Source organism: Acinetobacter sp. WU_MDCI_Abxe161, assembly GCF_025514355.1.
Lineage (GTDB): Bacteria > Pseudomonadota > Gammaproteobacteria > Pseudomonadales > Moraxellaceae > Acinetobacter > Acinetobacter pittii_E.
In genome coordinates, this window is record NZ_JAHPTU010000008.1 from 148,051 (window position 1) to 161,182 (window position 13,132).

General features: G+C 42.2%; 8 protein-coding genes. 3 read left to right on the forward strand and 5 right to left on the reverse strand.

The genetic code is table 11. The annotated features are described in order from the left end of the window. Positions 1-44 precede the first annotated feature (44 nt). Both KTI78_RS11115 and KTI78_RS11120 read left to right on the forward strand, forming a co-directional pair. The gene (locus KTI78_RS11115; RefSeq protein ID WP_262446131.1) at positions 45-1,847 is read left to right on the forward strand and encodes an acyl-CoA dehydrogenase C-terminal domain-containing protein; all 1,803 of its coding nucleotides are present in this window, start codon (positions 45-47) and stop codon (positions 1,845-1,847) included. A 196-nt stretch (positions 1,848-2,043) separates the two neighbouring features. Then, entirely contained in the window at positions 2,044-2,847 is an 804-nt protein-coding gene (locus tag KTI78_RS11120) for a thioesterase family protein (RefSeq protein ID WP_262446132.1), read from the forward strand. Between the two features lie 72 nt (positions 2,848-2,919). Here KTI78_RS11120 and KTI78_RS11125 read toward each other — a convergent pair whose 3' ends face one another. Continuing rightward, the gene (locus tag KTI78_RS11125; RefSeq protein WP_262446133.1) at positions 2,920-6,402 is read right to left on the reverse strand and encodes an indolepyruvate ferredoxin oxidoreductase family protein; all 3,483 of its coding nucleotides are present in this window, start codon (positions 6,400-6,402) and stop codon (positions 2,920-2,922) included. A 205-nt stretch (positions 6,403-6,607) separates the two neighbouring features. Here KTI78_RS11125 and KTI78_RS11130 point away from each other — a divergent pair, with 205 nt between their 5' ends. Next, complete coding sequence (locus tag KTI78_RS11130) at positions 6,608-7,549, forward strand: LysR family transcriptional regulator (RefSeq protein WP_262446134.1); 942 nt, start codon at positions 6,608-6,610, stop codon at positions 7,547-7,549. Between the two features lie 252 nt (positions 7,550-7,801). Here KTI78_RS11130 and KTI78_RS11135 read toward each other — a convergent pair whose 3' ends face one another. From KTI78_RS11135 to KTI78_RS11150, 4 genes are read right to left on the reverse strand one after another with little or no spacing between them, the layout of a single operon-like run. Further along, positions 7,802-8,704: a hydroxymethylglutaryl-CoA lyase gene (locus KTI78_RS11135; protein ID WP_262446135.1), complete on the reverse strand. Its 903-nt coding sequence runs from the start codon at positions 8,702-8,704 to the stop codon at positions 7,802-7,804. Next, a complete protein-coding gene (locus KTI78_RS11140; protein WP_262446136.1) occupies positions 8,701-10,692 on the reverse strand; it encodes an acetyl/propionyl/methylcrotonyl-CoA carboxylase subunit alpha in 1,992 nt (663 codons plus the stop codon). The genes KTI78_RS11135 and KTI78_RS11140 overlap by 4 nt, the downstream gene beginning before the upstream one ends. A gap of 11 nt (positions 10,693-10,703) precedes the next feature. Continuing rightward, complete coding sequence (locus KTI78_RS11145) at positions 10,704-11,507, reverse strand: enoyl-CoA hydratase/isomerase family protein (RefSeq protein ID WP_000121718.1); 804 nt, start codon at positions 11,505-11,507, stop codon at positions 10,704-10,706. Positions 11,508-11,516: 9 nt separating this feature from the next. Further along, positions 11,517-13,118 (reverse strand): carboxyl transferase domain-containing protein, encoded by a 1,602-nt coding sequence (locus tag KTI78_RS11150; protein WP_016141378.1) that lies wholly within the window; start codon positions 13,116-13,118, stop codon positions 11,517-11,519. Positions 13,119-13,132: the final 14 nt, after the last annotated feature.

Below are 13,132 nucleotides of genomic sequence, written 5' to 3' on the forward strand. Positions count from 1 at the left end.
ATATCTGCCCCCTAACAAAGGCAGTAACGTGAAAGGGAAAAACTATGCCTTTATATAAAGCTCCATTACGTGATATGCAATTTGTGCTGCATGAAATGCTTCAAACAGAACAGAACTACCAAGGTTTAAGCAAATATCAGGAAAGCGTAAATCGAGAATTAATTGATCAATATTTAGAAGCAGCAGCAGATTTTTGTGAAAATGAGTTGGCACCGATTAACCAAAATGGTGATCAGGAAGGGTGTCATTTAAATCAAGGCGTAGTTACAACGCCGAAAGGTTTTAAAGAAGCCTACCAAAAATATGCCGAATTAGGTTTTACCTCTTTAACGGCCGATCCGGAATATGGTGGGCAAGGCTTACCGACATTGTTGCGGATCGCTATTTCTGAAATGTTATGTGGTTCTAATTGGGCGTGGGCAATGTATCCGGGTTTGTCTCATGGCGCGATGAGAACCATTGAGCACCATGGTACTGAGCAACAAAAACAGCAGTATTTGACTAAACTCATTAGCGGAGTCTGGACTGGAACCATGTGTTTAACCGAATCACATGCGGGTTCGGACCTTGGGTTAATTAGAACGAAAGCAGAACCAAATCCGGATGGTAGCTACTCCATTACTGGCGAAAAGATTTTTATCTCGGCGGGTGAACATGATCTTTCCGAAAATATTATTCATATTGTTTTAGCTCGTTTACCTCAGGCACCCGCAGGGACCAAAGGTATTTCTTTATTTATTGTGCCTAAATTTAATGTAGATGATGAAGGTAATTTAGAAGACCGTAATAAAGTCGTCTGTAGCGCGATTGAACATAAAATGGGGATTCATGGAAATGCCACCTGCGCACTAAATTTTGATGGCGCAAAAGGTTACTTGATTGGTCCGGAAAATCGCGGGCTCAATTGTATGTTTACCTTTATGAATACCGCACGTATTGGAACGGCAGTACAAGGGCTTGCAGCTTCTGAAATTTCATTTCAAGGCGCATTAAGTTATGCCAAAGAGCGTCTCGCCATGCGTTCGCTATCTGGTCCTAAATATCCTGAGAAAAATGCCGATCCAATTATTGTCCATCCCGCTGTACGTTCAATGTTAATGACCCAAAAAGCGTTTTCTGAAGGCGGCCGTGCATTAGCTTACTTTTTAGCTCAGCATGTCGATATTGTGGAAAGCTCAAATGATCAGCAACAGCAAAAACACTCAGATGAATTACTGGCTTTTTTAACGCCAATTGCCAAAGCTTTTTTAACCGAGTCAGGCAATGAGTCTGCCAAGCATGGCGTTCAAGTATTCGGTGGTCATGGTTTTATTGTTGAGCATGGAATGGAGCAAATTGTACGTGATGCGCGTATCTCAACATTGTATGAAGGAACGACCGAAATTCAGTCTTTAGATCTACTTGCACGTAAAGTTCTCAAGTCAGAAGGCAAACTTCTAAAAAATATGACAGATCTAATTGATCAATTTATTGGTCAAGCGCAATCCAATGAAGTCTTGGAATCTTATTTAGAAAAATTAGCTGAGCTTAAGCAGCAGTGGCTGTCACTGACCAAATCGATTGTAGAGAAAGCCAAGCACAACCCAGAAGAAATAGGGGCCGCTTCGGTGGATTATCTTTATTTTTCCAGTTACGTCGTGTTCGCGTATTTGTGGGCTCGAATGGCACAAGTTGCCCATGAAAAATTAGAATCAGGTACACAAGAGCAAGCTTTTTATAAAGCGAAGTTAACGACAGCTAAGTTTTTCTATCAAAAGCTTTTGCATCGTACACAGAGTCATGCTGCTTCTATTGAATCTGGCGCTGACGCTGTGATGGAACTCGATCAAGATGCTTTTGCATTTTAGTGAATAGTCATTTTTAGAATCACTGGGTGAAATTTATGTGCGGAATTTTACCTAGTGATTAAATTTGTAATTTTAGACTCATCAGTTTTTGGTAGGAAAAACCAGTTGAGCCAAACAAATAGAGGGTTAACATAAGCATTAAAACGTGAATTTTCATCAAATATTGATGTTGAATAAGGACTACGGAAAGAAAATCATGAATGCTTATTATCAATTATTGAATAGAACAATTGGTCCTCAAGGTGAAGTCATTGCTCATTATTGCTCAACTGTTCATGCACAAGGGGCTTGGAACCCTCATGAACAGCATATGGCGCCTGCAAGTGGCGTAATTGCCGCAGAGTTAGAGCAATTTTCACCACGACAAGATATGCGAATTGGCCGAATTAGTTTTGATATTTTTGGACTAATTGCATTTGGTGAATTTACGATTAAGACCCATGTGATTCGTGCTGGTAAAACCATTGAATTGATTGAAGCAGAAATGCAAGCGCAAGGTAAAACCTGTATTGTGGCTCGAGCGTGGCGCATGTGTACTCAAGACAGTTCCGCTATTGCGGGGCTTGAAGATCAGCCCGTTCATCATCCAGATACTTTTACAGAATGGACGGGCATGAAAAGATGGCCGGGTGGTTTTATCCAGACATTAGTCACTAAAACTGATGATCAGCATCGCGCGGGTAAAGGCATTGTTTGGCTAAACAATGATAAAGGCATGGTTGAAGGGCAGCCGACCACAGATTTTGCGCATTTAATTGGTATGGTAGATACTGCAAACGGAATTGTACCAAGACAAGAAGGTGAATTTACGTGGGGCTTTCCAAATCTGGATTTGCAAATTCATATGCATCGTTATCCGCAAGGTAAATGGTTAGGTCTAGAAACCGTTCAGCAATATGGGGCTGATGGTATTGGTTTAACTAGTGCAGTTTTACATGATGTGTATGGTCCATTTGGACGAAGCGAGCAGATTTTGACGTTACGTAAAATGGCTAAATAAATTTTTGAGCCAATAAAAAGTCATCCCTAAGGATGACTTTTTTATTTCGAGATTTAAATTTTCAGCAATTTCTTAGCTACGCACTTTAAGAAGTGTTGGTGTAAGTTCATCCCAGCGCTGTTTTGCAGCGTCCATTGCTTTCATTTTAATATGACCATAACCACGAACTTCTGCCGGTAATTTTGCAATTTGTTCAGCAACTGCCAAGTTGTGATTTTCTGGAGCTTCAACGAGTGCTTCAACAAATGCGATGTAACGATCACGCCATGCTTGTTCGTGCTGACGCTCTTCTTGACGAGCAAATGGGTCGAGGAAAGTTTCACGAAGCCATTGTAAGCGAGCAAGCATCATCATTGGGAAACGCATCCAGTAACCAAACGCACGTTTACGAACATTTTTCAGACCACCGAGTAACGCTGGTGGAGCAAGGTGATACGTTAAACGTAAGCCTTTACCGAATTGGGTTTCGATCGATTCTTTGAAACTTTTACCTGTTAACAGGCGTGCAACTTCATATTCATCTTTATATGCCATAACTCTATAAAGCTGAGTTGCAATCGTACCAGTTAATTCTTCAGGTAACTTTTTAGCTGCTAGTTCTACAAGTGTACGGTATTTAGTTGCGTAAGCTTCATTCCAATAGTCCGTTAGACGAGCAGAACGGTCTTCAACAAGTTCAGCTAAAGTTTGCGGAGTTTTGGTTTTTGGCATTGCCGCAAGTAAACGTGCAGCTAAAGTTGGGTCACTTGCAAGATGACAACCCACGCGGAAAGCTTCGAGGTTTTTTTCAACAGCCGTACCATTTAAGCGAATTGCTTTTTCAATGCTTTCACGCAGTAATGGAATGCGACCAGACTGCCATGCCATACCGAGTAATAACTGGTTGGTATAAATTGAATCACCTAAGAGTAGTGTTGCAATACGAGCTGCTGGCAGAGAAACCAGTTGACCTTGACGAACACGACCACGAAGGCGGTCAATTAAATCGCTAATAGGTGCATACCAGTCACGAGATTTAATAAACTCAGAAGTAGGAGTACTGTCTTCATTCACAATGACTAAAGCATCATCTTTTAAGCGAGAGAGAGCAGCGCTACCACCAGCGACTACGGCATCAGCACCAATCAATAATTCACATTGACCTGCTGGAATTTTAGTAGAAGAAATTTGCTCATCACTTGCTGCAAGTTGTACGTATGAATAAACCGTACCACCTTTTTGGGCAAGTCCAGCCATGTCCATAACACGTGTTGCTTTGCCTTCTAGGTGAGCTGCCATACCAAGCAGTGCACCAATCGTCACAACACCCGTACCACCAATACCGCCGACCATAATACGACTTGGAACGTCATATAACTGGGGAATAATTGGTGATGTTGGCCAGCCTGCGCCAATGCCTTCAAATTTAGCTGGTCGTTTCATATCACGTGTATGAACAGTCACAAAACTTGGGCAGAAACCTTCAGCACAAGTGAAGTCTTTATTACAGCTACTTTGGTTAATTTGACGTTTAGTACCCAAAGCTGTCTCTACTGGTTCAATAGATAGACAGTTTGATTTTTTCGAACAGTCGCCACAACCTTCACAAATATCACTGTTAATGTATAAACGTTCAGCTGGGTCAGGGTAGACATCACGTTTACGGCGACGACGTTTTTCACTGGCACAGGTTTGTACATAAATTAAAGCGGTTACACCTGAAACTTCACGGAGCTCGCGTTGAACTGCATCAAGTTCATTACGGTGGCGAATTTCTACGCCCGGTGCAATACCGTCTTCTTCATTTAATAATTTTACTTCATCAGTCACGATGACTTGTTTTTTAATACCTTCCGCAGCAAGCTGACGAGTTAACTGCGCAACGCTTAAATGCCCATCTACATGCTGACCACCTGTCATAGCGACTGCATCGTTGTAGAGGATTTTGTAGGTAATATTCGTTTTTGCAGCGATAGATTGGCGAATTGCTAAGTAACCAGAGTGGAAGTAAGTTCCATCACCAAGGTTAGCAAAAATGTGTTTTTCATTGGTAAATGGTGATGCACCAACCCAACTTACGCCTTCACCGCCCATTTGAGAGAATGTTTCGGTACCACGGTCAAGTGAAACAGCAATATAGTGACAACCGATCCCGCCAAGTGCACGGCTACCTTCAGGAACTACGGTTGAAGAGTTATGTGGGCAACCGCTACAGAAATACGGTTTACGTTCAGCAAGATCAATAACACGTTTTGATTCTTGCTCTGCTTTTAGCAGTAAATCGATTCTGCTTTGGATTTGTGTTTTTAAGCTTTCTGGAATATCGAGTTTTAAGAAGCGAGCAGCCAGCATTTTTGCAATTGGTTCTGGTTGGTACTCATAGTGACCAATGAGAGGTGCTTCTTCAATAGTGGTACTCCATTCACCTTTACCATCAGTTGCTTTACCAATGACACGAGGACGTTTGCCATCAGGCAGTGAGTACAGCTCGTCTTTAATTTGCGTTTCAAGAATTGGACGTTTTTCTTCAATAACAATGAGTTCTTCTAAACCTTCGGCAAATTCACGAATGCCTTGTGGTTCTAAAGGCCAAATCAGACCAACCTGATAAACACGTAGCCCAAGCTGTTGGGCTTTTTCATCTTCAATACCTAAAATACGTAAGGCTTCAATAGTATCTAAATAACCTTTACCACTTGCGGCAATACCGACACGGGCATTTTCACAAGGCCATGTTACGGTATTGATTTTATTCGCGCGAGCATAGGCCAAAACAGCAGGTAAGCGATATTTATAAAGGCGTTCTTCTTGCTGAATGCCATGATCTGGCCAACGAATGTTAACGCCGTCGGCAGGGAAATTAACATCTTCTGGGATAACCGGAGTAACACGGTCTAGGTCGACATGAACAGAAGCAGAAGTTTCAACAATTTCACTAACCAGCTTCATTGAAGTCCATAGACCAGAAAAACGTGAAACGGCAATGGCGTGAACACCAAAGTCTAAAATTTGTTGAACGGATGTTGGGTAGAAAATTGGAATACCGCAACCAATCATGACATGTTCAGACTGGTGAGGGATTGTAGAAGATTTACATGAGTGGTCATCACCAAATAAAGCAACAACACCACCACGTTCAGAGGTACCAGCTAAGTTAGCATGGCGGAGTACATCGCCTGAACGGTCAACACCCGGGCCTTTACCATACCACCATGAAGACACTCCATCATATTTGCCTTGGCCTGAAAGATTAACTTGTTGGGTACCCCAGATTGCGGTAGCAGCCAAGTCTTCGTTTACACCAGGTTGAAATACAACATTATGGGATTTAAGTAATCCTTGAACTTGCCAAAGGAAACTATCATAGTTACCAACAGGAGAACCGCGATAACCAGAAATAAAACCAGCAGTATGATAACCATTCAACGCGTCACGGCGAGTTTGGGCAAGAGGCAACCGAACAAGTGCCTGAATACCGGTCATATATGCTGTACCGTTATCACTTACATATTTATCTTCAAGTGACACATCCTTTGTTGCAATAATATTTGGAGTGACTTTTGTAGCTATATTCATTTATATCTCCTTAGAATTTTTAGTAGCTCGGACTACTTTCTTTTTTCAACATCCAGTTGAATATTTGGAGCAAGTGACATACGAAATAAAAAAAGATCGGTTCCTCTTCTTAAAAAAGAATTAGTGCCAATGTATGTACATTTAGTCATTGTGGTTGATCTAAACTGGTGCAACAATCCGTAATTTAGGAAAAGATATTTACGTTATGCGCAAAAATCTCGATGGTGGACTATTGCATGCAATGCATGCATTCCTGAAAGTGATTGATAGCGGGAGTTTCACAGCAGCAGCTGAGCAGATGGATCTGACCACAGCACAGGTTTCACGTCTTATCAGCGAGCTAGAAACACGCTTAGGTACAAAATTAATACAACGCTCAACCCGCCAGCAGGCACTCACCGACATTGGGGCGACTTACGCTGAGCGCTGTCGCCAAGTCATTTCAATGGTAGATGAAGCGGAGTCAGAAGTAACAGGAACGGCATCTAAACCCAAAGGGCGTTTACGTGTATTAAGCATGGGAAGCTTTGGGCATCATTATGTTTTCCCAGTGATGGCCGAGTTTTGTAAGCATTACCCCGAATTAACGGTGGAATATACGACTTCACAATACGTTCCAGACCTGTTGGCAAAAGGGGTGGATGTTAGTCTTTATCTCACTGAATCATTAACAGACTCTCGTTTTGTTGCACGTAGAATTGGCACTATTTTTTCTGTTTTATGTGCTTCACCTGCGTATCTCGAGAAACATGGTGTACCGTCTTCTCCAGAAGACTTAAAAAATCATGCCTGTTTACGCTTGGTAAACCCGTCTATTACGCCAGATTGGCACTTGTTAAATGCAAAGGGTGAGTCTTACCAAATCGACATTGGCGGGCAACTCATTGCAGATAATCCAGAGTTGTTATTAGATGTGGTGCAACAGGATATGGGAGTCGCGTTATTGCCGATGTTCTCGGCTTTAGATGCGGTTCAAAATGGAAGATTATGTCATATCTTGCCAGAGTGGCGTTCGCCCGATATTGGAGTTTATACCTTATTGCCTTCACGCCATTTCATTGATGCCAAAACACGCGCATGGCTGGATTGGGTAGAAGAATATATTTCTCCAAGAATTGAAATGGATGCATCTTATTTTTATAAATAATGAGATAAATTTTTTTAAGAATTAAGTTAGAAAAGGATGAAAAATAATACGGATTAGAATAAAAATAGGGTAGAAAATGCTTCTTTTGAAAGAGGCATTTAATACAGCGATGAATAATAAATTTTAAATAAAATGCACAAAGATATTTAATCCCAATTCCTGAATGAAATGAGATAAAGATGAGATAGGATGATCTGGTACTAGGTCTAATATTCAACCTTATACCAGATGCTAAGTTATTTTAATTTGTGACTATGCACACTTGGTTTGCCAATAAGCATTTGCATAGTTCGACAAGCTTTTTCGGTTTAATACATTGCTAATATTTTGGCTGGCTTGCATCAATTTTTCTAAATCAATGCCAGTTTCAAATCCCATGTGTGAAAGCAAATAAAACAGATCTTCGGTCGATACATTGCCCGAGGCACCTTTGGCATAAGGGCAACCACCAAGACCTGCAAGAGACGAATCAAAAACACGAATGCCTTGCTGTAAAGACTGATAAATATTGGCAATCGCCATGCCATAGGTATTGTGGAAATGCCCAGCCAAAACCTTGCTGTCGAGTTCAGCGAGGCATGCTTGCCAAACCTTTTGAACGCGATCTGGTGTTGCGGTACCAATAGTTTCACCTAAAGACACCTCATAGCAGCCCATGTCATAGAGTCGTTTCACAACTTTTACGACTTGCTCAGGGGCAATTGCGCCTTCATATGGACAATCGACAATACATGAGACATAACCGCGTACACGGATGTTATGTGCTTTTGCTGCGCTCAGGACATCACTAAATTTTTCAAAGCTTTCGTCAATAGAACAGTTAATATTTTTACGGGTAAAGCTTTCAGAAGCTGCGGTAAACACCGCAACCTCTTTGCATCCTACCGTTTGAGCAGTTTCAAAACCTTTAATATTGGGGGTAAGCAAGCTAAATTGCACATCGGTTGTTTGGGGTAATAGTTTAAATAGCTCATCACTTTGAGCCATTTGTGGTACCCATTTTGCCGAAACGCATGAACCGACTTCAATCGATTTTAGACCTGCATTAATCAGGTCATTAATAAAGTTTAAGCGTTGTTCGACGCTTAAAGCCTGTTTTTCGTTTTGGAGGCCATCTCTGGGACCGACCTCCACGATTTTGACAAACTCACTCATGCAACTTCCTCCTGTGCAGGCTGAAATTCCACAAGCTCATCGCCAGCTTTGACCTGATCACCGACTTGGAAATAGGAATCTACAATCAAGCCGTCTTTAGGGGCACGAATTGTATATTCCATTTTCATGGCTTCAAGCGTCATTAAAATATCGTCTTTTTTAACACTATGATTTGCACTTACTAACACTTGAGTGATCACACCCGGCATTGGTGCTTTTAAGTGGCCTTCATCGGCTTGGCTATCTGCTTGATTAAAGTCTTGGCGAATATAAGCAAACTTATAGCTTTGTCCATTTTGAAATAAGGTAATGCCTTGCTGACTTTGGTTAAAAGACAGCTTTTGCTGAGTTCCACCAATTTGGACAGAGGCCGTATGCGCATCAAGCAATTGGCCAGAAATCGGGTAGCTTTGTCCGTTATATTCTGCGGTGAAGCCATCTTCATTTAAGGCAAATTTGATTTGGATATTTTGGTTTAAATAGTTCAGCTTAATACTGTGCTGATAAGCAATATTTAAACGCCAAAGCGGTTGAGCTTGCCAAAGCTGTTTTTGGCTTGAGCTGTTGTTATTAAGTTTACTTAGAAACTCAATAAATGCCGCTACCACCACAAGTTCAGGTTTGATCTCTTCAGGGCTAAACAAGAAGTTTTGTTCACGTTGAATCAGGTTGGTATCAAGCTTGGCTTGTTTAAAAGATTCGCTACGAACAATTTTTTCAAGAAAAGCAATGTTATTGCCTAAGCCATCGACATGAAATTGACTTAAAGCATGCTGCATTTGAATAAGCGCAGCTTCACGGTTTTTACCCCATACAATCAATTTGGCAATCATTGGGTCGTAATAAGTCGTGATTTCATCACCTTCAACAATACCGCTGTCTACACGTACATATTGGTTTTGCGTTGGGTAATGCAAATAGTCAATTTTACCAATAGCAGGTAAAAAGCCTTTTTCAGGTTCTTCAGCGTAGATACGTGCTTCAAGCGCATGTCCGTGAATTTTTAATTCATTTTGCAGTTTAGGCAAAGGTTCGCCATAAGCTACACGAAGTTGCCATTCAACTAAGTCTTCACCTGTAATCATTTCAGTGACTGGGTGTTCGACTTGTAGACGAGTATTCATTTCCATGAAATACGCTGTACCGTCTTGTTCCACAATAAACTCAACCGTACCGGCACCGACATAATTTACCGCACGTGCCGCATCAATTGCCGCTTGGCGCATTGCATCGAGCTTTTCGCTTGGCATCTGTGGAGCAGGGGCTTCTTCTAATACTTTTTGATGGCGACGCTGTACCGAACAATCACGTTCAAACAAATGCACATAGTTGCCATGTGTATCGCCAAAAACTTGGACTTCAATATGGCGCGGTTGAATCACATAACGCTCAATTAAGACATCATCATTACCAAAGCTCGATTTAGCTTCACGTTTACAAGAGGCTAAGGCGTGCAGAAAGTCTTCACTGCGTTCAACCAGACTCATGCCTTTACCACCGCCGCCAGCACTGGCTTTAATTAAAACAGGATAACCAATTCGGTCTGCCTGTTGTTTTAAAAAGTCAGCGTCTTGATTGGTTCCGTGATAACCCGGTGTTAAAGGAACACCTGCTTTTTCCATTAAAGCTTTAGAGGTTGCTTTTAAGCCCATCGCTAAAATGGCATTAACTGGTGGGCCAATAAAGCAGATGTTGTGTTGTTGGCAAGCGAGTGCGAACTGGTCATTTTCTGAAAGGAAGCCGTAGCCTGGATGTACCGCTTGGCTGCCTGTATCAATTGCTGCTTGAATAATACGGTCAACCTGTAAATAACTCTGAGTTGCAGGGGACTGACCAATATAAACTGCTTCATCTGCAAGTTTGACGTGTTGTGCATTTGCATCTGCATCTGAGTAAACGGCAACTGTTGCAATACCTAATTTTTTAGCTGTACGAATTACGCGGCAGGCAATTTCGCCACGGTTCGCAATTAAAATCTTTTCAAACATGATGATCGTCCTTAATTGTTGTTATTCGAGTTAGAAACCCAAGCAGGCTGCTGTTTATTTAAAAAGGCACTCAGACCTTCTTTTGCCTCGCTGCCTTGACGAACTTGAGCAATATGATGTGCTGTCTGTTGCAGCAAGTCATTGCTCATGGTCTGGTTGCTCACCATTTGAATGAGTTGTTTTGATGCCGCTTGAGCATGCGGACCACCGAGTAATAGAGCATCAATAATTTCTTGAACTTTTTTATCTAAGTCTTCGGCATCTGCAACTTCGTGGGCCAAACCGATTTGTTTGGCTTCACGTGCTGAAATTCGCTCGGCAGTTAAGAAGTAACGAGAGGCTTGTCTTGCGCCAATTGCACGAATTACATAGGGACTAATGGTAGATGGAGCAAGCCCTAAACGAACCTCAGACGTTGCAAACTTGGCATCCGTACTGGCAATGCAAATATCACATGCTGACGCTAAGCCCATGCCGCCACCAAAGGCAATGCCATGTACTCGGGCAATGGTCGGTTGCTTAAGTGTTGCAAGTGCATCAAGCATTTGTGCAAGTTTTAATGCATCTGCTTCATTTTCTGCTGAAGATGCCTGACCTGCCTGTTTCATCCAGTTCAGGTCGGCACCTGCCGAAAAGCTTTTGCCGCGACCCGCTAAAACTACAACACGAATATCATCACGGGTATTGATTTGCTTAAAGCAGGCATGTAGCTCTTCAATGACTGTCGTATTAAAAGCATTGTGCAATTCAGGACGATTCAGCCAAACATAGGCAACCTGACCTTGTTGTTCGAGTTGTAAAAATTGATAGCTCATATACACCTCTTACATGCGGAACACGCCAAATTTGGTTGGCTGGATTGGGGCATTCATTGCAGCAGCAAGACTTAAACCAAGTACTTGGCGAGTTTGAGCTGGGTCAATGACACCGTCATCCCAAAGGCGCGCAGAAGCATAGTACGGATGACCCTGACGCTCGTATTGTTCGCGAATTGGTTGTTTAAACTCGTCTTCTTCTTGCGCTGACCACTCGGCACCTTTTTGCTCAATCTGGTCACGTTTTAAAGTTGAAAGTACGCTTGCTGCTTGTTCGCCGCCCATTACTGAAATACGAGAGTTCGGCCAAGTCCATAAAAAGCGTGGTGAATAAGCACGGCCACACATTCCGTAGTTACCTGCACCAAATGAACCACCAATAATCAGGGTGAGTTTTGGTACATTTGCGGTGGCAACTGCCATAACTAATTTGGCACCGTTTTTTGCAATTCCTTCGTTTTCATACTGGCGACCAACCATAAAGCCCGTAATGTTTTGTAGGAATAACAATGGAATATTGCGCTGCGTGCATAGCTCAATAAAGTGCGCACCTTTTTGTGCAGACTCAGAAAATAAAATTCCGTTATTGGCAATAATGCCGACTGGCATACCGTAAAGTGAAGCAAAACCCGTAATTAATGTTGAACCAAAACGTGCTTTGAACTCATCAAAACGAGAGCCGTCTACAATACGTGCAATCACTTCACGAACATCAAAAGGTTTACGCGCATCGCTTGGCACCACGCCATAGAGTTCTGATGCATCAAATAGCGGTTCATCAACTTGTTTATTTAAGTCGTTTGGCTTTTTATTTAAGTTAGCAACAATGTTCCGCGCAATCGCAATGGCATGTTCATCATTTTCAGCTAAATGGTCAGCTACACCCGAAAGACGTGTGTGTACATCGCCACCGCCTAAGTCTTCACTGCTCACCACTTCGCCAGTTGCAGCTTTTACTAAAGGAGGGCCGCCTAAGAAAATCGTACCTTGGTTACGGACAATAATGGTTTCATCAGACATAGCAGGAACATAAGCACCGCCAGCGGTACAACTGCCCATCACCACAGCAATTTGAGCAATACCTAGGCTCGACATGCGTGCTTGATTATAGAAAATACGCCCGAAATGATCGCGGTCTGGGAAAACCTCATCTTGCATTGGCAAATAAGCACCACCTGAATCCACCAAATAAATACAAGGCAAGTGATTTTGTTCAGCAATTTCTTGGGCACGTAAATGCTTTTTAACCGTAAGTGGATAATACGTTCCGCCTTTAACCGTTGCATCGTTGGCAACGATCATGCAAGTTACACCGTTGACTTGACCAATACCCGCAATCACACCTGCGGCAGGTACATCATCTTCATAAACGTTATACGCTGCCAACTGACCAATTTCTAAAAATGCTGTACCGACATCAATCAGTTGATCAATACGTTCACGGGGTAAAAGTTTACCTCGAGCCAGATGTTTTTGACGGGCATTTTCACCGCCGCCTAACGCAATACGCTGGGCAACTTGTTTTAGATCTGTGACCAATGTTTGCATGGCTTGCTGGTTTGTTTTGAAGTCTTCACTTCGAACATTAATCTTGCTTTGTAATTGGTTCATAAGATGCGTCCTTA